The following is a 23,677-nucleotide window of genomic DNA, read 5'->3' as shown; positions in this document are numbered from 1 at the left end:
CCCCACCGGCCGGCCGATTTCCCGGCGGACTACTCGTAGAGGTAGTCCACCTTGGTGGGGCCGCCACCGTTCTGCTCGATGCCCCACATGTAGGTCTGGTTCGACTTGATGTCCAGGTTGAAGCCGTCGCACCCGGCGTCGCCGCCGTCGTCCGCCGACGCCAGCAGGTACCAGTCGTTGACCTGGTTGGCGAGCCAGATCCAGACCTTGCCCGTGACCCCGTGCCCGTTGGCGTACGTGTCACAGACCACGAACGAGTCCGGGTCGGCGTCGTCGTGCTTGATGTACCCGACTCTGTGCCCGTTCTGGTAGATGCTCAGCGAGGCGTCCGCGGCCTGGGCACTGGTGGACACACTGAAAATGAACGCACTCGCCACACCGACCGTGGCAACTCGGGAAAACCACTTCTTCAGCATCGACCCAGCTCCTCCACTCGATTCATTCCGGTGAAAGGAGCGTAGGCGGATTTGCCGGTAGTTCACCAATCAATCTTCCTGATGGAATTCGGGTTCGCCGCTTATGGGGGTGCGGGAACCGAATTCCGGGCCGACTGAAAGGCAATGGAATTCACGTTTCGCGAACCGGCGGTCCGGACGGGGTGTCCGGACCGCCGGAGGTTCACGGCAGGGTGTGGACGTGGGGGCCCACCGCGGTGGACCAGGTGTTGCCCGCCGCCGCGTCCCAGTTCGTGGACCAGGTCATCGCGCCGCGCAGGTCGGGATAGGTCCTGGAGGGCTTGAAGGAGCCGCAGGACGTGCCCCTGGTCAGGCAGTCCAGGGCGTTGTTGACCACCGTCGGGGACACGTATCCGCTGCCCGCGCCCCTGGTGGAGGCCGGCAGGCCCAGGCCCACCTGGGACGGGGCCAGACCGCCCTCCAGCTGGATGCACGCCAGTGCCGTCAGGAAGTCCACCGAGCCCTGGCTGTACACCTTGCCGTCGCAGCCCAGCATCGAACCGCTGTTGTAGTACTGCATGTTGACGACCGTGAGGATGTCCTTCACGTTCAGCGCGGTCCGGAAGTAGGAGTTGGACGTCGACTGCATGTCGATGGTCTGCGGGGCCATCGTCAGGATCAGGCCCGTGCCGGCCTTCGACGACAGCGACCGCAGCGCCTGGGTCATGTACGTCGCGTCGAGGCCGTTCTCCAGGTCGATGTCGACGCCGTCGAAGCCGTACGTCTGCATCAGCGAGTGGACCGAGTTCGCGAAGTTCGCCGCGGACGTCGCGTCGCTCACCGACACCGTGCCGTTCTGGCCGCCGACCGAGACGATCACCTTCTTCCCGGCCGCCTGCTTCGCCCTGATGTCGGCCTTGAACTGGTCGACCGTGTAGCCGCCCAGGCCGGCCGAGTCGAGGTTGAAGGTCACCGCGCCCGGTGTCGTCGTCGCGTCGGCGAAGGCCACCGCGATGATGTCGTACTGGGAGGGGACGTCCGAGATCCTCTGGACGGTCGCGCCGTTGTCGAAGTTCTGCCAGTAGCCCGTCACCGCGTGCCTGGGGAGGGTGCCGCCCGGGCCGCCGGTGGCGGAGGTCGTCCCCGTCACCGCCGTCGACTTCGGCGACTCGCCCGCCGCGTTCGTCGCCGTCACCTGGAAGCCGTACGCCGTGGACGCCGCGAGTCCGGTCACGGTCGCCGAGGTGCCGGTGACCGAACCGACCTTCGTGCCGCCCCGGTAGACGTTGTAGCCCGTCGCGTTCGACACCCCGGACCAGGCCAGGGACACCGATGACGAGGTCGTACCGGACACGGTCAGGCCGGCCGGTGCGGACGGGATCGTGGGGGCCGGGTCGCCGCCTCCGCCGCCGTCGGGGCCGTAGACGGAGACGTCGTCCGCGTAGTACGGCTGCTGGCCGTACCAGCCGTGCGTGTAGACCGTCACCGAGGTGGTGGACGAGCCGGTGGTGAAGGTGGTCTGCAGCTGTTTCCAGGAGGAGGAGTCCGGCGTCCAGGTCGACACGTCCGTCGTGCCGGTGCCCGTCACGCCCAGGTAGCTGTAGCCGCCCCGGACCCAGGCGCTCAGCGTGTACGTCGAGTTGGGCCTGACGGCCACCGACTGGGCGCACCTGGCGTTGTCCTGCCCGGCCGGGGTCGCCTTCAGCGCGGCCGTGCCGCCGTGCACGGGGGAGGAGACCGTCGTGCCGCTGCCCGCCGAGCAGGTCCAGTTCGTCAGAGCGGACTCGAAGCCGGCGTTCTTCGCGTTGTTGAGGTCCGCGGCGGACGCCTGAGCCGCGCCCGCCAGGGACAGGGCGAGGGCGGCGGTCACCGCTCCCGGCCAGAGCCGTGTCGATCTCGTCGCCGGCCGTGTCGGTCTCTTCGATCGTTTAAGTGGGGACATGACAACAAGTTGGTCCAGACCAATTGGCTTGTCAAGGGGTCCGCTTGTGGAGGCCCGGTGGAGGGACGCGGGTGCCCGGGGGTGCGTAACCTGCCCCGGTTTGCCGCGACTTGCGCGAAGAACAGTTCCTTACCAGCTGCGGAAAGCTGTTCTCCGGCCACAACGGCGTGGTTACAGTGCTGAGGTAGTCACGCAATGAAGTCACCCCGGTGCACCGGAGTAACGCCGGTGGGCCGGACCGCGGGAATCGGGGAGCTGCGCGTGCCAACTGCCATTGCCGTGACCGGCGCCGACCTGGCGCTGCCACCGCAGGACGAGCGGACCCTGCCCGCCGCCGTGCTCGCCGACCTCGACCGCATGCCGCTCGAACGCGCCCTGACCGTCTTACAGATGCTCGTCGAGCAGCACGGACATGTCGTCGTCGTGTACTCGCGGGCGACCCCGCCGGCCGTGGAGCAGAGGCTGCACACCATCCGCTCCCTGCTGGAGAGCGACCGCATCGCCCTCTTCCGGCCCGACCTGCCCCCGCTCGCGGTCGCCGTCCTCGCCCGCCAGCTGCGCCAGCTCGCCTCCTGCGACCTCGGGCCCGGCGTCCTCGCCTCGGCGGGCCGGCTGCTCACCCACTACATCCACGCCGGCGCGCTGCTCGGGTCCGTCGCCCGGCTCGACCGCGTTCCGGTCGTCGGCCTGACGTCGCATGCCAGGTCATGGGTTCCGGGTAGTCAGTTCGGCGTGCTCGCCCATCCGCAGGCGGAGTTGGTCAAGGCCGCTCCCGACGTCACCCTTCCCGGACCCGAGTTCGGGACCTGGATGCTCGTCGGCCGCGGCCAGCTCCAGTCCGAGTGGGTCACCGGCACCCTCGCCCCCGCCTGGCGGGTGCAGGGACTGCGGGAGACCGAGGCCCCCGCCGAGTCCGCCGGCTGGTGGGGGACCCCGAAGCTGATCGAGTTCTGCGCCTATCTGCCCGACCTGTCGGTCCTCTACCAGCTCGTCGCCTCGGTCCGGCAGGGCGTCTGCCACTGGTGCGGGATCGACGTCATCGGGGACCGCTGCGTGTTCTGCTCCGCCACCCCGCCGCCCGCCTCCGAGCTCACCGCCCGCCCCGTCCGCGCCCTCACGGCGGGCGGCTGAGGAAACGCCCGTTCCGTCCCCGCTCGACCCGACCCCCAACGAGGTTGCACGGTTCATGAACTCCCGTCAGCGCCGCGGCGTGATTCTCCTGCTCCTGTCGGTGTTGTGCGCCCTCGGTGCCTTCGCCGGCGTCCTCTCCGTCATCGACGACGTGAACTCCAAGGTCGGCCCCGAGGTCACCGCCTACGAGCTGCGGTCCGACGTGGCGCCGTACACGGCCCTCAGGGAGGGCCAGTTCAAGAAGATCGAGATGCCCGAGCGGTGGCTGTCGGAGAACGCCGTCACCGATCTCGCCGCGATCCGCGGCAAGATCGCCGTGACGACCCTGAAGAAGGGCTCGCTCCTGCAGAGCGACATGATCGTCGACCAGCCCGCCCTCCGCCCGGGGCAGCAGGAGGTCGCCATCATGATCGACTCGGCCACGGGTGTGGCGGGCAAGATCACCCCGGGCTCCTCCGTCAACGTCTACGCCACCTTCGAGGGCGCCCGGGACACCGACCCCGACCAGTCGAAGATCATCGTCACCAACGCGCGCGTCCTCGACGTCGGCGAGCTGACCCCCCTGGAACCCGACCAGAACAACCGCGACCGCTCCACCACCGAGGCGGTCCCCATCACCTTCGCGCTGTCCACGCTCGACGCCCAGCGCATCACCTACGCCGAGTCCTTCGCCAAGCGGGTCCGCCTCGCCCTCGTGGCCGCCGGCGGCGACGCCACGGTCCCCGACCAGGACCGTACGTACGAACTCGCCACGGACAAGTGAGAGGCCGCCGCCCATGCCCACGAGGATCCTCCCGGCCGTCGGCGACGCGGACGCGGTCCGCTCCCTCACCACCCTGCTCAGCCAGCTCCCGGACGCCGAACCGGTCACCCCGGTCGCCGACTCCACCCAGCTCGTCGACACCCTCGCCCGGCTCGCCGCTGAGTCGGTCGACGAACTCCCCGAGGTCGTCGTCGTCCACGAACGCATCGGCCCGGTACCGGCCCTGGAACTGGTCCGCGAGGTCGCCCTGCGCTTCCCGGCGGTCGGCGTCATCCTCGTCACCACGGACGCCGGCCCCGGACTCTTCCAGGCCGCCATGGACTCCGGCGCGCGCGGCCTGGTCACCCTGCCCCTGAGCTACGAGGAGCTGGCGAACCGCGTCCAGGCCGTCGCCCAGTGGTCCGTCGGCGTACGGCGTCATCTCGGCCACGGGGCGGACGTGTTCACCGGCGCGGGGGGCACGGTCGTCACCGTCAGCGGCGCCAAGGGAGGCGTCGGCACGACGCTCACCGCAGTCCAGCTCGCCCTCGCCGCCCAGGCGTCCGGCCGCCAGACCGCCCTCGTCGACCTCGACCTGCAGACCGGCGACGTCGCCTCCTACCTGGACGTCCAGTTCCGCCGCTCGGTGGTCGACCTCGCCGCCCTCACGGACATCTCGCCCCGCATCCTCGCCGAGGCCGTCTTCCGCCACGAGACCGGCGTGGCCCTCCTCCTCGCCCCCGGCGAGGGCGAACGCGGCGAGGAGGTCACCGACCGCGCCGTACGCCAGATCGTCAGCGCCCTGCGCTCGCGCTACGAGGTCGTCGTCGTCGACTGCGGCGCCCAGCTCAGCGGCGCGGGCGCGGCCGCCGTCGAGACGGCCGACCGGGCGCTGCTCGTCACCACCCCGGACGTGGTGGCCGTCCGGGGCGCCAAACGCACCGTCCGCATGTGGGACCGGCTCCAGGTCCGCAAGGCCGAGGAGACGACCGTCGTCGTCAACCGCCACACCCGGGGTACGGAGATCCAGCCGCCGCTCGTCCAGAAGATCACCGGCACGGCCGTCGCCGCCACCACGATCCCCGCCAACTTCAAGGAACTGCAGGCCGCGGTCGACGCCGGCCGCGTCCACGTCCTCGACGCCAAGGGGACCGTGCGGCAGGCACTGTGGGCGCTCGCGGGGGAGCTGGGGCTGGTGAAGGCGCCGGAGGGTGCCCTCGTCCGCCGGGGCGGGCGCGGGCGGGGCGGGGACCGGGGGGCGGTCGGGTTCCGGCGGCGGAAGGAGTGAGGCCGATGAGGAGCCCGGGGAAGGGCGACCGGGGGCAGGTCACGATCGAGTTCCTCGGCATGACACCGCTGATCATCGTGACCCTGGTCCTGGTGTGGCAGTTCGTACTGGTGGGATACACGTTCACGCTCGCGGGGAATGCTGCGGACGAGGCCGTGCGGGCCGGGACGGCGGCGCCGCGGGGGCAGCGCTCCGGGGTCTGCCGGCAGGCGGGCCTGGACAAGCTGGGGGACGCGTGGAGGGGGAACGCCGGCGTGAACTGCGGTGGCACCGGCTATGTGACGGCCGAGGTCTCCCTGCGCGTCCCCGTCCTGTTCCCGGGCACGATCGACTTCCCGTTCACGGTGCACGGGCGCGCGGGTGCCGTAGAGGAAGAGGACGGCGACTGAGATGCCGTACGGACGTCGTCCACGCCAGGTCCCGGACCGGGACCGCTACCGGAGCCGGGACCGCGGCCAGGTCGCCCTGGAGTACCTGGGCTTCCTGCCCCTCCTGCTGCTGGTCGCGCTGGCCGCAGTACAGCTCGGCCTGATCGCGTACGCCGCCCAGCAGGCGGGCACGGCGGCCCGGACCGGGGCCCGCAGCGCCTCCCTCGACGGCGACGTCCAGGGGGACTGCGCCCGGGCGGTCAGCAGCTGGCTGACCGTCAGCTGCCCGGCCGCCCGTCTGGGCGACGAGGTCCAGGTCACCGCCGAGGTCAGGATCCCGTCCGTCATCCCCGGCATCGGCGACTTCGGCACCGCCCGCAAGACGGCCACGATGCCGGTGGACCACACCGGGAACTGAGGGAAAGGCACCCGACATGAGTCTGCGGGCACGCATCACCTCCCCCGAGGAGCAGGGCGGCCGGGGCGAGGAAGGCCACCTGGTCTCCTCCTACCGCGCCAAGCTGCTGGAGGAGATCGACCTCGCCGAGATGAGCTCGCTGGCGGCCGCCGAGCGGCGGGCGCGCCTGGAGCGGGTGCTCGGGCACATCATCAGCCGCGAGGGCCCGGTGCTGTCGACGGCGGAACGGTCGCAGCTGATCCGGCGGGTGGTCGACGAGGCGCTCGGGCTGGGCATCCTGGAGCCGCTGCTGGAGGACGCCTCCATCACCGAGATCATGGTGAACGGCCCGGACGCGATCTTCGTCGAGCGGGCCGGCCGGGTCGAGCAGCTCCCCCTCCGCTTCGCCTCGAACGACCAGCTGATGCAGACCATCGAACGGATCGTCTCGACGGTCAACCGCCGGGTCGACGAGACCAATCCGATGGTGGACGCGCGGCTGCCGTCCGGCGAACGCGTCAACGTGATCATCCCGCCGCTGTCCCTGACCGGCCCCATCCTCACCATCCGCCGCTTCCCGCGGTCCTTCACCCTGCACGAGCTGATCGGCTTCGGCTCGCTCGACGAGCCCATGCTGTATCTGCTGGCGGGCCTGGTGCGGGCGAAGTTCAACGTGATCGTGTCCGGCGCCACCGGCACCGGGAAGACCACCTTGCTGAACGCCCTGTCCGGTCTCATCCCGGAGGGCGAACGCATCATCACCATCGAGGACTCGGCGGAACTCCAGCTCCAGCAGCCGCATGTGATCCGCCTGGAGTCCCGCCCGCCGAACGTCGAGGGCAACGGCCGGATCACCATCCGCGACCTGGTGCGCAACTCGCTGCGGATGCGCCCCGACCGGATCGTGGTCGGTGAGGTCCGCGGCGGCGAGTCGCTCGACATGCTCCAGGCGATGTCGACGGGCCACGACGGCTCCCTGGCCACCGTCCACGCCAACAGCGCGGAGGACGCGCTGATGCGGCTGCAGACCCTGGCGTCGATGTCCGACGTGGAGATCCCGTTCGTCGCGCTCCACGACCAGATCAACAGCGCGGTCGACGTGATCGTCCAGCTCACCCGCTTCGCCGACGGCGCCCGGCGCATCACCGAGATCGCGGTGCTCGACAGCCACGGCTCGGAAGCCTTCCGGCTGGCGACCGCCGCCCGCTTCCACGCCCAGCCGATGACCGCCGACGGCCGTGTACCCGGCGCCTTCGAGTACTACCCCCTCCCACGCCGTACCGCCGACCGCCTGTACATGGCGAGCCAGCCGATCCCGCAGGCGTTCGGGGTCGCCCGTGACGCACTCGAACTGACGACAAGGGAAGCCCGGTAGCAGCCATGGACCTCGACACCCTCATCGCCCTCACCACCGGTGTGACCCTGCTCGCCCTCGCCCTCGCCGTCGCGGGCGTGCACGTCTACGCCAGGGGCCGCGCCCAGCGCGCCGCCCTCGTGGAGCGCCTGTCGTACACCGGCCAGGTCCCCTCGGCCGGACGCCGGCGCCGGTTCCGCGACCTGGACCGGCGCCTGCGCCGCACCAAGGCGGGCCGCACGCTCGAACGGAGACTGGCGGCCACCGGTCTGGACGTCACCCCCGGCGAGTTCCTCGTCGCCATGCTGACCGCGGTGGCGGGGCTGTGGCTCATCGGGCAGGCCACCCTGGCCCCCTTCTTCGGTCCGCTGGCCGGACTGCTCGGTGCGTGGGCGGCCCTGCAGTTCCTCAACTGGCAGCGCCAGAAGCGCATCGAGAAGTTCATCAACCAACTCCCCGAGCTGGCACGCATCCTGGCCAACGCCACTCACGCGGGCCTCGCCCTGCGCACCGCGATCGGCATGGCGGCGGAGGAGCTGGAGGCTCCAGCGGGCGAGGAACTCGGCAAGGTGGCCAACCAGCTGGCGGTCGGTCACTCCATGGACGACGCCCTCGGCGAACTCGCCGACCGCCTACCCTCCCGTGAACTGGTCGTCCTCGTCACCACCCTGGTCCTCTCCAACCGCGCCGGCGGCCAGGTCGTCGGCGCGCTGCGCAACCTCACCGAGACCCTGGAGGAGCGGAAGGAGACCCGGCGCGAGGTACGGACTCAGCTGTCCCAGGTCAACATGACGTCCTACGCGGTGCCGGTCCTCGGCATCGGCGCCCTGTTCCTCATGGACAGCGTCAACGACGGCACGCTGGACCGGATGACGGGGTCGGCCGTCGGCCAGGCCTGCGTGATCATCGCCTTCGGCCTCTACGCCGTCGGCTTCGTCCTCATCCGCCGTATGTCCCGCATCGACGTCTGAGGAGGGGGACGTACACCGTGGAACTCCTGCTCGCCCTCCTCATGGGCCTCGGCGTCTGGGGCGTCTTCGCCGGGATCCGCATGTACCGGGCCGAGGTGAAGCTGCCCAGCGACCTGGTGCTCGCCCTGGAGGTCGGCTCGACCCGCACCAGCGCGGTCGGCTCGCTCGTCGACCGCATGGGCATGCGCTACGCCCCCGCCGTCCTGCGGCTGATGGGCCCCAAGCAGGTCGCCCGCTACCGCCGCCGGATCGACCTCGCGGGCAACCCGGGCGGCCTGACCCTCGACCGCTACGCCGCCCGCCGCGCGGTCTACGGCGCGATCGGCGGCGTCGGCGCCCTGGCCGCGCTCCTCCAGGGCAGCCTCTTCGTCGCCCTGCTCATGCTCGCCTTCGCGGCCTTCTGGTCCGAGGTCGGGATCTGGTCGGCGATCCGGGTCCGCAAGGACGCCATCGAACGCACCCTGCCCGACTTCCTCGACGTCCTGGCGGTCGTCGTCAGCGCCGGCCTCGGCTTCCGCCAGGCCCTCGACCGGGTGGCGTCCAAGTACGAGGGCCCCTGGGCGGACGAGATCCGCATCACGCTCCGCCAGATGGACCTGGGCGTGAGCCGCCGCGAGGCCTTCGAGGAACTGCGCCGCCGCAACGACTCCGAGCAGGTCGCGATGTTCGTCACCGCGCTCCAGCAGGGCGAGGAACTGGGCGCGCCCATCGTCGACACGCTCGTCGCCATCGCCAAGGACATGCGCCGCACCGACGCCCAGAACGCCCGCCGCAAGGCGGCCCGCGCGGTCCCCAAGGCCACGCTGATGATCACGACGTTCATGGTCCCGGCGACGATGCTGCTCCTCGGCGCGGGGATGCTGCTCGGCTCCGGCACGGACTTCAGCTCGATCACGGGGGAGTAGGCGGGCGCGATGAGGTTCACGAAGCGCAAGGGCGAGGCACCGCTCCCCCTCCAGGTGAACGCCCTCCAGGCGATGTGCCGCCAGGTCTTCGGCTTCCGCCTCGCCATGATCGCCGTAGCCGCCCCGGCCGCCCTCCTCAACGCCTCACCGGGCCTGGGCGTCCGTCTGGTCGGCGCGGCCGTGGTCGTCACGTTCATGGGCTCGTACGTCCTCTTCCGCGACTGGGAACGCTTCGGCCCCCTCCTCCTGCGCCACCCCGGCCTCCTGGCGGCGGACACCGTCTTCGGCACCCTCCTGCTGATCTCCGCCGGCCCCGACACCACCCTCGCCTACGTCAGCGTCTGCACCCCCCTCCTCGCCGGCATCGTCTACGGCTGGCGCGGCGCCGCCTGCTTCGCCTCGCTCCAGTCGCTGATCCTGCTGCTGGTGCACGCGACCGTCGCCCGGGGGACGGAGGCGGAACTCGCCGAGCGGCTGCTTCTGCCGGGCTTCTGCGTCATCACCGGCGCGGCCGGTTCGGCGCTGCGCGGCCTGATGCTCCGCTTCGGCGAGGCCACCCAGGCCCTGGCCGCCGTCCGGGCCCGGCTCGCCGCCGCCGAGGCGGTGGCCGCCGAACGCGCCCGCCTGGCCCGCGAGATGCACGACTCCGTGGCCAAGACGCTGCACGGAGTGGCCCTCGCGGCGGACGCCCTGGCCCGCTCGGCGGACCCCGATCCCGAGACGGTCAGACGGCACGCCGAACTCGTCGCCCGCTCGGCCCGCCGCGCCGCCGAGGAGTCCCGGGAACTCCTCACCGACCTGCGCAGCGAGCCGGACCTCGCCGAGGGCGTGGACGTCCTGCCCGAACTGAGGGCCCACGCCGGCGACTTCGCGCGGCGCACCGGACTGCCGGTCACCTACCGCCCCACCGGCGACCGTACGACGCTCCCCGTCCCGCCCGCGGTGGCCCGCCAGCTCCTCACCATCACCGCCGAGGCCATGGAGAACGCCCACCGCCACGCGGACCCCACGTCGGTGGAGGTGCGCGCCGGAGTCCAGGACGACCTCCTCACCCTCACCGTCCACGACGACGGCCGGGGCCTGCCCTCCGGCATCACCCTCGAACACCTGCGCAGCAGCGGCCACTTCGGCCTGGTCGGCATGGCGGAACGGGCCGCCTGCGTCGGCGCCCGCCTCCGCATCGCCAGCGGCGCCGACGGTCCGGGCACGGAGGTGCGCCTGGAGCTGCCGCTGGCGGCGCTGACCCCGCAGAGGAGGCCGTATGCCGCACCGACCCCCTGACGAGGCCGTACGTGTCGTGGTGGCCGACGACAACCCCGTGGTCCGCGCGGGCCTCACCGCGCTCCTGTCCGGCCGCGGGGACATCACCGTCGTGGCGGAGGCGGCCGACGGCGGCGAGGCCTACGAGGCGGCCGTCCGCCACCGCCCCGACGTCGTCCTCCTCGACGTCCGCATGCCCGGCGTGGACGGCCTCACGGCCCTCCCGCACCTGGTCCGCGTCACCTCGGTCCTCATGCTGACGTACAGTCACGACCCCTCGACCGTCCAGGAGGCGCTGCGCCGCGGGGCGAGCGGCTATCTGGTGCACGGCCGGTTCACGGTGGAGGAACTGACGGCGGCGGTCCGGGACGTCACCCGAGGCGGCGCCCGCGATGCGACTGCACACGTCGTCCAGGCCGCAACCTCCTTGTTTTCAGGGAATAAACCAAAAGAGCTTTCGCAACTGCAACCGCTTGTGGGACAGTCGTCAGGGTCGGGGTCAGGGTCAGTGGCAGGCCACAGGGCGGGGTTCGGGCTCAGCGCGAGGGAGGCGGAGATCATGGACCTCATCGCGTCGGGCCTGAACAACCAGCAGATCGCCGCCGCGTGCTTCATCAGCGAGAAGACCGTCAAGAACCACATCAACCGCATCTTCGCCAAGCTGCACAGCAGCAGCCGCGCCGAGGCGGCGGCGAAGTGGCTCGGAAATTGGGCCCTGGGACCCTCGTCCGGAGCGACCCCCACGTCATACGTTCCTCACGCCACTGCCTCAAACCGAGAGGAACGCCATGAGCGACCTGCTGCTGAGGACCGCCGTCGCGGCCAAGGTCCGGGTGACGGAGGCGATCCGGCGCCGCGCCGCCGGCGACCGTGGGCAGACCGCGGTCGAGTATCTGGGGATCATCGCGGTGGTGGTGGCGATCGTGGTGCTGATCGCGAACACGAATCTGGGGCAGACGATCGTGGACAAGCTCACCACCCAGATCGGCAAGGTGGCCCCCTGACCCGATCTCGGGGGCGCGGAGACGCAGGGCAGGCTTTCCCCATCTACATCACGGTGGTGGCGGGCCTGCTCTTTCTCGCGTTCGCGTACTTCGCGGTCGGCCAGGCCGCGGTGAACCGCAACGGCGCACAGACCGCAGCCGACGCGGCGGCGCTGGCGGCGGCTCAGGAGACGAGGGACCAGCTCGCGGGCAGATGGCTCGAGGTGGTGCGCGATCCCTCGAAGTGGCAGGACATCTTCGACGGCGAGGTGCCGGGGCTGACGTCCTCGTGCTGGCGCGCTTACGAGCTAGCCGCGCACAACGACGCCAGTGTGCAGCGGTGCGAGGAGCCGGATGTTCTTCGAACCAGTGTCACCGTGCAGGCGAACAAGACGGCGGGTGACTCCGTCATCCCCGCTACGAGCACCACACGTGCCCACGCCTCTGCCGTGGCGGTGATCGACTCGCTGTGCACGTTCGAGCCGCCGGCCGAGGACGCCGAGGACGACGTACTGCCGATGCTCACATGCGAGGACGGGGACGGGGACAGGGATTGGGACCTGGATCCGGAGGACCTGGCCGACCTGCCCGGCCCCGAGGACCTCTTCGACGTCCACCTGACCTCGGACGCCGGCTGACGAGCGAACGACGAGTGGAGAAGGAAACAGAGTGATGAGCATGCGGTTCACTGCGAAAGCCCGCAGGGGGACGGTCGTCCTGACCCTGGTGACCGGGCTGGCGCTCGGCGCGGCGGCGTGCGGGGGCGGGGGCAACGACGACAAGAAGCCGCAGAACTCGTCGTCGGCATCCGCGTCCGGTGGTGGATCGCAGCCCAACACGCAGGAGGGGCAGTCCGAGGAACCGATCGCCGAGCTGAAGGGGCCGAGCGGACTGCTCCTCCAGGTCACCTCAGCCGTACGCGACTCCGGCGGCTTCGTCACCGTGAACGGCGCTCTGAAGAACGACGGCGGGGAAGTGGCGACCATCCCGTCGGCGCTGAGCGGCAACGAAACCGAGATCATGAACAACGGCCGCTCCCTCGGCGGAGCCACCCTCGTCGACTCCAAGAGCAAGAAGCGCTACTACGTCCTCCGTGACACGGAAGGCCGCCCCCTGACCACGACGGGCTTCTCGACGCTCAAGGCGGGTGAAACCATCGACGTCTTCCTTCAGTTCCCCGCACCCCCCGCCGACTCCACCGAGGTCACCTTCCAGCTCCCGCTGTTCCCCAGCGCGGTCATCAAGATCTCAGGGTGAGGCCGGCCATGACCCCACGTCTCACTCTGGCGATGGCGACGGCCACAGCCACCCTCGTGATCATCGGCATGGCCCCCGCCGCCCGGGCCGACGACTCCACGCCGAGTGTCCCGCCGGGCACCGAACCCACGGCCACCGCCCCCGTCGAGGTGGACCCCAACGACCCGGACCTCAAACTCCCCGAAGGCGGCACCCTGGCGGAGCCCAAGGTGCTGGACATCAAGCAGGTCGTGGAGGACCAGTCGGGTGACGAGCGCCGTGAGGACACCAACGCGGACGTGACGTTCGCCCTCCAGGCGGAGGTGCTCTTCGGCAAGGACAGCGCGAAGCTCGGTGCGGACGCGAAGGCCCGTATCGCCGTGATCGCCGACGAGATCAAGAAACAGAACACCCAGCTGGTCCGGGTCTTCGGCTTCACGGACAACCTCGGTTCCTCCGCCCACGGCGACGTCCTGTCGAAGCAGCGCGCGGACGCCGTCCAGGCCGAACTCGCCGGCGACCTGAACGACCCGGGCATCACCTTCGAGGTGCGCGGCTACGGCGAGCAGTACCCCATCGCCGACAACTCGACGGAGGAGGGCCGCAAGAAGAACCGCCGGGTGGAGATCACCTTCCCGCGCACGGCGAGCTGAGAGGGGGGTGAGGGCGGTCGCCGGTGATCACCTCCACTCGGACCCCCCTCCGCACCCCCCACTCCCGCATCGCCCCGGCCGCCGCCTCCAGTACGTGGCGGGAGCGGAGTCGGGGCAGGCCCAGACGGCCCGGGGGCATGGTGTGCACGGCGATGACGGTGAGCCGCCGGTCGAGGTAGGCGACGTCGATCGGCATCCGCATGCCGAAGGTGTGCACGCCGCCGGCCGGCGACAGCAGCATCGCCCCGTCCACGTCGTCCCGCCCGAGCAGCCCCCTGGTGCGGGCCCGGTAGGAGGCGGCGATCTCCAGCGGTACGCGCAGGCCGCCGTCCCCCACCAAGAGTTCGCCCCGTCCGTCCCTCCAGCGCGCCATCCCGCTCTCCCCTCCGTCACGTCGCTACCCTCGGCACGGTAGCGAGCCGGGACACGAAGAGGTGGCCGTCGTATGCGGAAGATCGTATTGATGATGTCGGTGTCCCTGGACGGATTCATCGAGGGCCCGGACCGCGACATCTCCTGGCACCGGGTGGACGACGAACTGCACCAGCACTTCAACGACACCGTCGGACAGCTGGACGGACTGCTCCACGGCCGGGTCACCTACGACCTCATGGCCGAGTACTGGCCCACGGCCGACGCCGACCCCGAGACCCCCGCGGTGGCCGCCGAGTTCGCCCGCATCTGGCGGGACATCCCGAAGTACGTCTACTCCCGCACGCTGCGGCAGGCCGGCTGGAACACCACGGTCGTCCGGGAGGTCGTCCCCGAGGAGGTGCGGGCCCTCAAGGACCAGCCGGGCTCCGGCGGCCTCGGCCTCAGCGGCTCCGACCTCGCCGCCGCCTTCCTCCGCCACGACCTCGTCGACGAGATCCGGCTCTACGTCCATCCGGTGCTCGTCGGCCGCGGCAAACCCCTCTTCCCGCACTCCGACACGATCACCGCCCTCCATCTCGCCGGATCCCACGCCTTCGGCAACGGCGTCGTCCTGCTGCACTACGACGTGGCCCACGACTGAGGACCGGAGGGCGGACACATTCGGCGGCGCCCGTGCCGTCCCCTGCCACGATCACCCCATGAGGGGCGACGACAGGCGCCACCACCTGCGCGGTCTCGTTCCTCGCCGACTGGCCGGGAACCGCCGTTCGAGCCCACGGGCGGAAGCCTCCCGCCCCCTGGTTCTGCGGGGCATGGCGCCGACTCCGGAACGCAAAGAAGCCGGGAACCGTCCGCTCCGGACGCGCCGCGCCGCGACCGAGTCGTCCCCGAACAGCCCTGTCGCACAGTCGAAAAGGGCATTCCGGTTCACTCCGCCGCAGAACGCCCCAGGTTCTCCACGAGGTTTCCGCATCGTTATCGCGAACGGTTCGCATCCGGTCGCGACCTCACGTAAGTTCAAGCGCGGGTAATTCGCGTGAGCAAAGCTGCGCGGGCGGCACCGCGCAGTGGAGGGGGCTGGGCGGCGCCGTCCGCGTCAAGCGGGCGCCCCTGTCCGAGGTAGCCCGTCGGGGGGATGTGCGGACGAGCGCCCGATCGGCGCCCAGGCCCCCACGAAACCTCAACTTCCCTCGGTGAACGGGGTCATTCTCCTGGGATTCCGCCGCGTTCCGGCCATGAATCGCTTGTAAATCATGCCTTCGGGGGTCACCGGGGTGTCGCCGGGCGACTCCGGAGAGTAATTTTCCCGCGCCGATGCACACAGCATCACTCACGAAGGGTTATGGTGGAGACCCCCCCTCGGGCCGGTCCGTCTCCCCCCCACGGACCGGCCCGTTTTTTTGTGCCCCGTTCCGCCCGCCTCGCCGCACCCTCGCCACGCGCCCAGGCCCCGCAGGGGTAGGCTTCGGCCCGCGGGGACCGCCATTACGGAGGGGCTGACAATCACGTGAACCTGCGCGACAAGCTGCGCGGCCTTCTGGTCAGGCTGTACGCACGCCGGGTGGAAGGTCACCTGGACCACGCTCAGGTGCCCAAGCACATCGGCGTCATCATGGACGGCAACCGCCGCTGGGCGAAGGCCGCGGGCTCCACCACCGAGCACGGCCACCGCGCGGGCGCCGACAAGATCGAGGAGTTCCTCGGCTGGTGCAGCGAGACGGACGTCGAGGTCGTCACCCTCTGGCTGCTGTCGACGGACAACCTCGACCGCCCGCAGCAGGAACTCGTCCCGCTCCTCGGCATCATCGAGGACGTCGTCCGCACCCTCGCCGCCGACGGCCGCTGGCGCGTCCACCACGTGGGCACCCCCGACATCCTCCCCTCCCATGTGCAGACCGCGCTGAAGGAGGCCGAGGAGACCACCGCCGGCGTCGACGGGATACTGGTCAACGTCGCCATCGGCTACGGCGGGCGGCAGGAGATCGCCGACGCCGTGCGCTCGATGATCGTCGACGCCGCCGACAAGGGCACCTCGATGGAGCAGCTGGCGGACTCCGTCAGCGTCGACCTGATCGGCCGCCACCTCTACACCGGTGACCAGCCCGACCCCGACCTGGTGATCCGCACCAGCGGCGAACAGCGGCTGTCCGGATTCATGCTGTGGCAGACGGCCCACTCGGAGTACTACTTCTGCGAGGTCTTCTGGCCGGCCTTCCGCAAGGTCGACTTCCTGCGCGCCCTGCGCGACTACGCGGCGCGGCACCGCCGTTACGGCGGCTGACCCACGCCGGGCCCGAAAGGGCGGGCGAGTACCCCCCTTGGGGCGGAAGTAACAAGGAGTTCACCGGTGCGCCGTCATATGCCGTGGCATGGCGGCGCACGTTCAAGGGCATAAGCCAAGCAGGTCGACACCCGAACCACGGGTGTCGGATCCTCAGCGGACGGCACGGGGCCGTCCGCCCGGGAGGCCCTTTGCACCAGCCCGACCGTGCGGTCACTGCACGGAAGAAGCAGTGGAGGGCCGGTCCCCGGCCCGTGCATCGGGGCCGTCGACCGGTCTGGTTCTTCTCGCCCTCCCGGCCCTGCTTCCACTCCGTCGCTCCCCGACCTCATCCGAGGGGGTACGTCCTTCCGTGGTGACCAGCACAAAGCGCCGTATGCCTGACCGGCGCACCTATGTTCTCGACACCAGCGTCCTGCTGGCCGACCCGAACGCCCTGAGCCGCTTCGACGAGCACGAGGTCGTGCTCCCCATCGTCGTGGTGACGGAGCTGGAGGCCAAGCGGCACCATCCCGAACTCGGCTACTTCGCCCGGCAGGCCCTGCGCCTGCTCGACGACTACCGGGTGCGGTACGGACGCCTCGACGCCCCCATCCCGATCGGTGAACTGGGCGGCACCGTCCGTGTCGAGCTCAACCACTCGGACCCCAGCGTGCTGCCCACCGGCTACCGCCTGGGGGACAACGACTCCCGCATCCTCGCGGTCGCCCGCAATCTGCAGGCGGAGGGGTTCGACGTCACCGTCGTCTCGAAGGACCTGCCGCTGCGGATCAAGGCGTCGTCGGTCGGGCTCCTGGCGGAGGAGTACCGCGCCGAGCTTGCCATCACGGACTCCTCCGGCTGGACCGGAATGTCCGAACTGACGCTGCCCGGCGAACAGGTGGACGTCCTCTTCGAGGAAGGACACGTGTACGTCCCGGAGGCCGCCGACCTGCCCGTGCACACCGGCCTGACCATCCAGTCCGAGCGCGGCAAGGCGCTCGGCCGGGTCAGCCCGGAGGGCAACGTCCGGCTGGTGCGCGGCGACCGGGAGGCGTTCGGCATCAAGGGCCGCAGCGCCGAGCAGCGCATCGCGCTCGACCTGCTGCTCGACCCGGACGTCGGGATCGTGTCGATGGGCGGCCGGGCCGGCACCGGCAAGTCGGCGCTGGCGCTGTGCGCGGGTCTGGAGGCGGTCCTGGAGCGCCGTCAGCACCAGAAGGTGATGGTCTTCCGTCCGCTGTACGCGGTCGGCGGGCAGGAGCTCGGCTATCTGCCGGGCAGCGAGGCCGAGAAGATGAGCCCCTGGGCGCAGGCGGTCTTCGACACGCTGTCGGCCGTCACCTCCCGCGAGGTCATCGAGGAGGTCACCGCCCGCGGCATGCTGGAGGTGCTCCCCCTGACCCACATCCGCGGGCGGTCCCTCCACGACGCCTTCGTGATCGTCGACGAGGCCCAGTCCCTCGAACGGAACGTCCTGCTGACCGTTCTGTCCAGGATCGGCGCCAATTCGCGGGTGGTTCTCACTCATGACGTGGCCCAGCGCGACAACCTCAGGGTCGGGCGCTACGACGGTGTCGTCGCCGTCGTCGAGAAGCTGAAGGGGCACCCGCTCTTCGCCCATGTGACGCTGAACCGGTCCGAGAGGTCCCAGATCGCGGCGCTTGTGACCGAAATGCTGGAGGACGGGCAGATCTGACCCTGACCGTACAAGTTCATAAGCTTTGAGCGTCAGTTGGCGCCGTCCGGCAAAAGACCGAGAGCCTAGCCGGGCGGCGTCGGCGTGTGTGGGGATTCGCGAAATTCCCCGGGTTCCCAGGGGTGTGAGCTTTCACACGCAACTCGGAATTGCCTTGCGGCGTCGGGTTGCGGCAGAGTCTCGTTCCTGTCAGGCCCCGCATACGGCACACCTGTACCTTCAGTGGTACGGAAACGCGGTAGCACCACCTTCAACTCCATAGCGTCGCCGTATGCCGCCCGAGCACCACGCGGCGCTCCCCGTCGGGGAGTTGCCCACCGGGCCCGTGTCTCCCGTGACCCACCGTGGGGAGGCCAGCGTCAGGGGCACGATTGCGTCCGCCAGGGTCACCGAAGCGGGCGATGCTGGAAGGAAACCGTGTGAGCCGGATCTCGGTCCGGGGATTCGCAGTGGCCTCGGCCACGGCGGTCACCGCTGTCGGAAGCGTCGTCGGCGTTGCCTCGGGCAGCACCGCGCAGACGAACGACGCAGAAGCGACGGCGAGCGACGCGACGCTCCTCGCTGACATACCTGCCGGCCAGCAGGCCCAGGTGCAGACCGCCTCGCTGGCGCAGCAGGCCAACTTCCAGGCCATCGCCGCCGACGAGGGTGCCAAGAAGGAAGCCGAGGAAGCGGCCCGCAAGGCCGCCGCCGAGACCGCCGTCGCGAAGAAGGAGGCCGCCGAGAAGGCGGCCAAGGAGCGCGAAGAGGCCAAGACCAAGGCCAGCCGCAGCTCGTCCGACTTCCCGATCCAGAGCTCCTACACGATCGCGCAGATCCAGGCCATGGCCGCGCAGATGGTGCCCAGCGGTCAGTTCCAGTGCTTCAGCAACATCGTGGACCACGAGTCCAGCTGGAACTACCACGCGGTCAACGCCTCCTCCGGCGCCTACGGCCTGTTCCAGGCGCTGCCCGCGTCCAAGTACTCCTCCGCGGGTTCCGACTGGCAGACCAACCCGGCCACCCAGATCAAGTGGGGCCTGAACTACATGAACAGCCGGTACGGCAGTCCCTGTGACGCCTGGTCGTTCTGGCAGGCCAACCACTGGTACTGAGCACACACGGCCCCGATGCCGCCCTGCGGCGCCGGGGCCGTTCTCTGTTTCATCTGACGACCCAGCAGAAGGAATCAGTGTGAGCCGAACAGCGGTCCGGGGATTCGCCGTGGCCTCGGCCACCGCGGTCACCACTGTCGGGGCTGTCATGGGAGTGGCGCAGGCCGGCTCCGGACAGGCCGCCCACGACGCGGAGGCGGCGGCCGGCGACTCGACCCTCCTTTCCGACTTACCCGCGGGGCAGCAGGCCCAGGTGCAGACGGCCTCGCTGACCCGGCAGGCCGTCGGCCAGGCCATCGCAGCCGACGCCACCGCCAAGAGGACGGCGGAGGAAGCGGCCCGCAAACAGGCCGCCGAGGACGCGATCGCCAAGCAGAAGGCCGCCGAGGAGAAGGCCGCCGAGGCGAAGGCGAAGGCGGCCGAGGAAGCGAAGCGAGCCGAGGAGCGCGAGAAGGCGGAGACCAAGGCCAGCACGGCCTCGGGCACCGGCAGCTTCCCCCAGCAGGCCTCCTACACCGTCGCCGAGGTCCAGGCCATCGCACGCCAGATCGTGCCCGCCGGCCAGTTCCAGTGCTTCAGCAACATCGTGGACCACGAGTCCACGTGGAACTACCAGGCCGTCAATCCCTCGTCCGGCGCCTACGGTCTCGTCCAGGCCTACCCCGGTTCCAAGATGTCTTCCGCCGGTGCCGACTGGCGCACCAACCCGGCCACCCAGATCAAGTGGGGCCTGAACTACATGAACGAACGGTACGGCAGCCCCTGCGACGCCTGGGCCTACTGGCAGGCCAACGGGTCCTACTGAGCCGGCACCGCCGCTCAACCCCGCGCAGCCCCTCCCCGTCCTCAGGTGAGGGGCTTTCGCCCTGTACGGTCGTAAGCCGACGACTCCAGGGGGAGTGGTGGGGAGAGACGGGGGAAGAGGACGGATCATGTCGCGAGTGCCAGGATGGCTCGGCCGGCTCGGAGCCGGTCTGACCGAGATGGGTGAGCGGCTCGACGAGCGTCGCGCCGAGGCCGAACGGGGGAGCGACACCGACGAGCCGGAGCCGGGAGCGTCCGAGGCCGCCGTCACGCCCCCCGAGGAGCTGCCCCCTCCCGTCCCGCGCCCCGATCCGGTGGAGGCCGTGCCGTGGGGCGTCCGGGTCGCCGCCGAGGCGGGCTGGCGGCTGCTGGTGCTCGCGGGGACCGTCTGGGTGCTCATGAAGGTCATCAGCGCCGTCCAGCTGGTCGTCCTCGCCTTCGTGGTCGCGCTGCTGCTGACCGCCCTGCTCGAACCCACCGTCGCCCGCCTCAAGCGCCGGGGTGTTCCCCAGGGGTTCGCGACCGCGCTCACCGCGATCCTCGGGTTCGTCGTCATCGGCCTGATGGGCTGGTTCGTGACCTGGCAGGTCATGGAGAACATCGACAACCTCTCCGACCAGGTCCAGGACGGCATCGACGACCTGCGCCGCTGGCTGCTCAACAGCCCGTTCCACGTGACCGACAAGCAGATCAACGGCATCGCCGAGAACCTGCGTGACGCGATCGGGGCCAACACCGACTCCATCACCTCGGCGGGCCTGGAGGGCGTCACCGTCGTCGTCGAGGCGCTCACCGGCATCCTGCTGGCGTTCTTCTCGACCCTCTTCCTGCTCTACGACGGCAGGCGCATCTGGGAGTGGACGCTGAAGCTGGTTCCCGCGGTCGCCCGGCCCGGGGTGGCCGGCGCGGGTCCGCGGGCCTGGGCGACGCTCACCGCGTATGTGCGCGGCACCGTGGTGGTGGCGCTGATCGACGCCATCTTCATCGGCCTGGGCATCTACTTCCTCGACGTGCCGATGGCCGTCCCGCTCGCCGTGTTCATCTTCCTGTTCTCCTTCATCCCGCTGGTCGGCGCGGTGGCCTCCGGCGCGCTGGCGGTGGTGGTGGCGCTGGTGACGCAGGGCGTGTTCACCGCGGTGATGACCCTGGCGGTCGTGCTGGCGGTGCAGCAGATCGAGGGGCACATCCTGCAGCCGTTCATCCTCGGCCGCGCGGTACGCGTCCACCCGCTCGCCGTGGTGCTGGCCGTCGCCTCCGGCGGCATGGTCGCGGGCATCGGCGGGGCGGTGGTGGCCGTACCGCTGGTGGCGGTGACGAACACGGTGGTGGGCTATCTGCGGGCGTACTCGCAGGAACCGGCCCTGCGGACGTCACCGAAGCCGCGGGGGGCGACGGCGGTGGACGTGGCACCCGTCGGCCCGGCCGAGGAGAAGACGGCCCGTCCGGCGCTCGAGGACGAGACCTCTTGAAACGCGGAAGCGGGTGGGTCCGGAGCAGCGGCTCCCGGACCCACCCGCACCAGCTCGCCGACTAGTCGGCGAGCACCGCCTCGGCCTCCAGCGTCACGCCGACCGCCTGGATCACCGAGGCAATCTTGAACGCCTCCTGGATCACCTCGCGGTCGACGCCCGCCTTGCGCAGCACCTGCTCGTGGGAGTCGAGGCACAGCCCGCAGCCGTTGATGGCGGAGACGGCGAACGACCACAGCTCGAAGTCGACCTTGTCGACACCGGGGTTGCCGATGACGTTCATCCGCAGGCCCGCCCGCAGGTTGCCGTACTCGTGGTCCGACAGCAGATGGCGGGTGCGGTAGAAGACGTTGTTCATCGCCATCACCGCGGCGGCGGACTTCGCGGCCGTGTATGCCTCAGGCGAGAGGTTCGCCTTGGCCTCCGGCGCCAGCTCGCGCAGGACGAGGGGGGAGCGGGAGGCGATCGCGGTCGCCAGGACCGTGCCCCACAGCTGCTGCGCGGGCAGGTCGGAGTTGCCGATGACCGAGCCCAGGTTGAGCCTCAGGTCCTTGGCGTAGTCCGGTATGGCCGACTTGAGGGTGTCGAGGGGCATCTCGGCTCACTCCCCGGCCAGCAGCTTGACCGGGTCGAGGGTGTCCTCGCCCTTGGTCCAGTTGCAGGGGCACAGCTCGTCGGTCTGCAGGGCGTCCAGCACCCGCAGGACCTCCTTGGGGTTGCGGCCGACGGAGCCCGCGGTGACCATCGTGAACTGGATCTCGCGGTTCGGGTCGACGACGAACACGGCGCGCTGGGCGAAGCCGTCCTCGCCCTCGATGCCGAGGTCGCGCATCAGCTCGTGCTTGGAGTCGGCCATCATCGGGAACGGCAGGTCGGTCAGGTCCGGGTGGTCCTTGCGCCAGGCGTGGTGGACGAACTCGGAGTCGCCGGAGAAGCCGAGGATCTGCGCGTCACGGTCGGCGAACTCGTCGTTCAGCTTGCCGAACGCGGCGATCTCGGTCGGGCACACGAAGGTGAAATCCTTGGGCCACGCGAAGACCACGAGCCACTTGCCCTCGTAGGACTTGTGGTGGATCTGCTCGAACTCCTTGCCCTTCTCCAGCGAGACACAGGCGGTCAGTTCGAAGTCGGGGAACTTGTCACCAACAGTGAGCACACGCTCTCCTTGCAGCGAGGAAGTGTCCGGATCGCGGACGCTTGCCTTGGGTCGGACGGCGTCGATCGTGGCACAGGGTGCATTGATTAAAGAAATGGCTACACTCGATTGAGTTGATCGGAGGTGGCTATCAGTGACCGTGGGTAATGCAGGGGCCAAGAGGCGGCAGCCCAGCCTGGCCCAGCTGAGGGCGTTCGCGGCGGTCGCCGAGCATCTGCACTTCCGGGACGCGGCCGCCGCCATCGGCATGAGCCAGCCCGCCCTGTCCGGCGCCGTGTCGGCCCTGGAGGAGACACTCGGCGTCACCCTTCTGGAGCGTACGACCCGCAAGGTACTGCTCTCCCCGGCCGGTGAGCGCCTCGCCGTACGGGCCAAGGCGGTGCTGGAGGAGGTCGGCGCGCTGCTGGAGGAGGCCGAGGCGGTGCGGGCGCCCTTCACCGGCGTGCTGCGCCTCGGGGTCATCCCGACCGTCGCGCCGTATCTGCTGCCGGCGGTGCTGCGCCTGGTCCACGACCGGTATCCGCACCTCGACCTCCAGGTCCACGAGGAGCAGACCGCCACCCTCCTCGACGGCCTCACCACCGGCCGCCTCGACCTGCTGCTCCTCGCCGTGCCCCTGGGCGTGCCCGGCGTGCTCGAACTGCCGCTCTTCGACGAGGACTTCGTGCTCGTCACCCCCCTCGGTCACGAGCTCGGCGGCCGCACGGGCATCCCGCGCGAGGCCCTGAGGGAACTCCATCTGCTGCTGCTGGACGAGGGGCACTGCCTGCGCGACCAGGCCCTCGACATCTGCCGGGAGGCCGGGCGGGAGGACGCCCCGGTGAGCACCACCGCCGCGGGGCTGTCGACCCTCGTCCAGCTCGTCGCCGGAGGTCTCGGCTGCACCCTGCTGCCGCGCACCGCCGTCACCGTCGAGACCAGCCGCAGCACCCAGCTGCGCACCGGCTCCTTCGCCGAACCAGCCCCGACCCGCCGGATCGCCTTCGCCATGCGCGCGGGCGCGGCGCGGGGCGCGGAGTACGAGGAGCTGGCGGGCGCGCTGCGGGAGGCGCTCAGAGCGCTGCCGGTGCGGGTGTGGGACGGGGAGCCATGAGGTTTCCGATCGGTCAAATGAGCGCCGAACAAAAAGATTTGAATTCCGCGGGAGAACAACTTCCGTCAGGTCGGGGCAGGTAGCAAATCCCCGGCGGGACCC

Annotated in this window: 25 protein-coding genes and 1 pseudogene; 21 read left to right on the top strand and 5 right to left on the bottom strand. The window is 70.3% G+C overall.

The window, feature by feature from the left end; all coding sequences use genetic code 11:
• Positions 1-29 precede the first annotated feature (29 nt).
• Together ACFY30_RS01920 and ACFY30_RS01915 are read right to left on the bottom strand one after the other, a co-directional pair.
• Positions 30-353 (bottom strand): hypothetical protein, encoded by a 324-nt coding sequence (locus ACFY30_RS01920; protein ID WP_390843232.1) that lies wholly within the window; start codon positions 351-353, stop codon positions 30-32.
• Between the two features lie 265 nt (positions 354-618).
• A complete protein-coding gene (locus ACFY30_RS01915) occupies positions 619-2,337 on the bottom strand; it encodes a chitinase (protein ID WP_390843231.1) in 1,719 nt (572 codons plus the stop codon).
• Between the two features lie 261 nt (positions 2,338-2,598).
• Between ACFY30_RS01915 and ACFY30_RS01910 the strand changes: the two genes are divergently transcribed.
• From ACFY30_RS01910 to ACFY30_RS01845, 14 genes and pseudogenes are all read left to right on the top strand, one after another.
• Complete coding sequence (locus ACFY30_RS01910) at positions 2,599-3,468, top strand: hypothetical protein (protein WP_390843230.1); 870 nt, start codon at positions 2,599-2,601, stop codon at positions 3,466-3,468.
• Between the two features lie 55 nt (positions 3,469-3,523).
• Entirely contained in the window at positions 3,524-4,231 is a 708-nt protein-coding gene (gene cpaB / locus ACFY30_RS01905) for a Flp pilus assembly protein CpaB (protein WP_390843229.1), read from the top strand.
• A 13-nt stretch (positions 4,232-4,244) separates the two neighbouring features.
• Positions 4,245-5,498, top strand: a complete 1,254-nt coding sequence (locus ACFY30_RS01900) for a CpaE family protein (protein WP_390843228.1) — start codon at positions 4,245-4,247, stop codon at positions 5,496-5,498.
• 5 nt (positions 5,499-5,503) lie between these two features.
• On the top strand, positions 5,504-5,887 hold the full coding sequence (locus ACFY30_RS01895; RefSeq protein WP_390843227.1) for a TadE family protein: 384 nt from the start codon (positions 5,504-5,506) through the stop codon (positions 5,885-5,887).
• Position 5,888: 1 nt separating this feature from the next.
• Positions 5,889-6,284, top strand: coding sequence for a TadE/TadG family type IV pilus assembly protein (locus ACFY30_RS01890; RefSeq protein WP_390843226.1), 396 nt, complete (start codon positions 5,889-5,891; stop codon positions 6,282-6,284).
• Positions 6,285-6,300: 16 nt separating this feature from the next.
• Positions 6,301-7,638 carry a CpaF family protein gene (locus ACFY30_RS01885; protein ID WP_390843225.1) on the top strand — a complete coding sequence of 446 codons (1,338 nt, stop codon included), beginning with the start codon at positions 6,301-6,303 and terminating at the stop codon, positions 7,636-7,638.
• A gap of 5 nt (positions 7,639-7,643) precedes the next feature.
• Positions 7,644-8,588 (top strand): type II secretion system F family protein, encoded by a 945-nt coding sequence (locus ACFY30_RS01880; RefSeq protein ID WP_390843224.1) that lies wholly within the window; start codon positions 7,644-7,646, stop codon positions 8,586-8,588.
• A 17-nt stretch (positions 8,589-8,605) separates the two neighbouring features.
• On the top strand, positions 8,606-9,493 hold the full coding sequence (locus ACFY30_RS01875; protein ID WP_390843223.1) for a DUF5936 domain-containing protein: 888 nt from the start codon (positions 8,606-8,608) through the stop codon (positions 9,491-9,493).
• A gap of 9 nt (positions 9,494-9,502) precedes the next feature.
• Complete coding sequence (locus ACFY30_RS01870; RefSeq protein ID WP_390843222.1) at positions 9,503-10,774, top strand: sensor histidine kinase; 1,272 nt, start codon at positions 9,503-9,505, stop codon at positions 10,772-10,774.
• A pseudogene (locus ACFY30_RS01865) lies at positions 10,755-11,459 on the top strand (response regulator); the annotation flags it as partial. The gene ACFY30_RS01870 and the pseudogene ACFY30_RS01865, both read left to right, overlap by 20 nt.
• An 82-nt stretch (positions 11,460-11,541) precedes the next feature.
• A complete protein-coding gene (locus tag ACFY30_RS01860; protein ID WP_390843673.1) occupies positions 11,542-11,757 on the top strand; it encodes a Flp family type IVb pilin in 216 nt (71 codons plus the stop codon).
• On the top strand, positions 11,754-12,374 hold the full coding sequence (locus ACFY30_RS01855) for a pilus assembly protein TadG-related protein (RefSeq protein WP_390843672.1): 621 nt from the start codon (positions 11,754-11,756) through the stop codon (positions 12,372-12,374). Before ACFY30_RS01860 ends, ACFY30_RS01855 begins: the two co-directional genes overlap by 4 nt.
• A gap of 34 nt (positions 12,375-12,408) precedes the next feature.
• Positions 12,409-12,993: a hypothetical protein gene (locus tag ACFY30_RS01850; RefSeq protein WP_390843221.1), complete on the top strand. Its 585-nt coding sequence runs from the start codon at positions 12,409-12,411 to the stop codon at positions 12,991-12,993.
• An 8-nt stretch (positions 12,994-13,001) separates the two neighbouring features.
• Positions 13,002-13,625 carry an OmpA family protein gene (locus ACFY30_RS01845; protein WP_390843220.1) on the top strand — a complete coding sequence of 208 codons (624 nt, stop codon included), beginning with the start codon at positions 13,002-13,004 and terminating at the stop codon, positions 13,623-13,625.
• Here ACFY30_RS01845 and ACFY30_RS01840 read toward each other — a convergent pair.
• Positions 13,600-13,998 (bottom strand): DUF192 domain-containing protein, encoded by a 399-nt coding sequence (locus tag ACFY30_RS01840; RefSeq protein ID WP_390843219.1) that lies wholly within the window; start codon positions 13,996-13,998, stop codon positions 13,600-13,602. The two genes, ACFY30_RS01845 and ACFY30_RS01840, sit on opposite strands and share 26 nt — an antisense overlap.
• Positions 13,999-14,070: 72 nt before the next feature.
• On the opposite strand from ACFY30_RS01840, the gene ACFY30_RS01835 reads away from it, so the two are divergent.
• The 6 genes from ACFY30_RS01835 (at position 14,071) to ACFY30_RS01810 (ending at position 21,326) form a co-directional block, all read left to right on the top strand.
• Positions 14,071-14,640 carry a dihydrofolate reductase family protein gene (locus tag ACFY30_RS01835; RefSeq protein ID WP_390843218.1) on the top strand — a complete coding sequence of 190 codons (570 nt, stop codon included), beginning with the start codon at positions 14,071-14,073 and terminating at the stop codon, positions 14,638-14,640.
• Between the two features lie 867 nt (positions 14,641-15,507).
• Complete coding sequence (locus ACFY30_RS01830; RefSeq protein WP_390843217.1) at positions 15,508-16,281, top strand: isoprenyl transferase; 774 nt, start codon at positions 15,508-15,510, stop codon at positions 16,279-16,281.
• Between the two features lie 352 nt (positions 16,282-16,633).
• On the top strand, positions 16,634-17,959 hold the full coding sequence (locus ACFY30_RS01825) for a PhoH family protein (RefSeq protein ID WP_390843216.1): 1,326 nt from the start codon (positions 16,634-16,636) through the stop codon (positions 17,957-17,959).
• Positions 17,960-18,378: 419 nt separating this feature from the next.
• The gene (locus tag ACFY30_RS01820; protein WP_390843215.1) at positions 18,379-19,053 is read left to right on the top strand and encodes a transglycosylase SLT domain-containing protein; all 675 of its coding nucleotides are present in this window, start codon (positions 18,379-18,381) and stop codon (positions 19,051-19,053) included.
• A 79-nt stretch (positions 19,054-19,132) separates the two neighbouring features.
• Positions 19,133-19,858, top strand: a complete 726-nt coding sequence (locus ACFY30_RS01815) for a transglycosylase SLT domain-containing protein (RefSeq protein ID WP_390843213.1) — start codon at positions 19,133-19,135, stop codon at positions 19,856-19,858.
• Between the two features lie 127 nt (positions 19,859-19,985).
• Positions 19,986-21,326, top strand: coding sequence for an AI-2E family transporter (locus ACFY30_RS01810; protein WP_390843212.1), 1,341 nt, complete (start codon positions 19,986-19,988; stop codon positions 21,324-21,326).
• Positions 21,327-21,387: 61 nt separating this feature from the next.
• On the opposite strand, the gene ACFY30_RS01805 is transcribed toward ACFY30_RS01810, so the two are convergent.
• Both ACFY30_RS01805 and ACFY30_RS01800 read right to left on the bottom strand, forming a co-directional pair.
• Positions 21,388-21,921, bottom strand: a complete 534-nt coding sequence (locus ACFY30_RS01805) for an alkyl hydroperoxide reductase (protein ID WP_390658446.1) — start codon at positions 21,919-21,921, stop codon at positions 21,388-21,390.
• A gap of 6 nt (positions 21,922-21,927) precedes the next feature.
• Positions 21,928-22,482: a peroxiredoxin gene (locus tag ACFY30_RS01800; protein ID WP_189934001.1), complete on the bottom strand. Its 555-nt coding sequence runs from the start codon at positions 22,480-22,482 to the stop codon at positions 21,928-21,930.
• A gap of 133 nt (positions 22,483-22,615) precedes the next feature.
• On the opposite strand from ACFY30_RS01800, the gene ACFY30_RS01795 reads away from it, so the two are divergent.
• A complete protein-coding gene (locus tag ACFY30_RS01795) occupies positions 22,616-23,575 on the top strand; it encodes a LysR substrate-binding domain-containing protein (protein ID WP_390843211.1) in 960 nt (319 codons plus the stop codon).
• Positions 23,576-23,677: the final 102 nt, after the last annotated feature.

It is taken from the genome of Streptomyces sp. NPDC000345, from assembly GCF_042898825.1.
Lineage (GTDB): Bacteria > Actinomycetota > Actinomycetes > Streptomycetales > Streptomycetaceae > Streptomyces.
The sequence above is the reverse complement of the archived record's forward strand: the minus strand, read 5'-3'. Positions and strand labels throughout refer to the sequence as shown.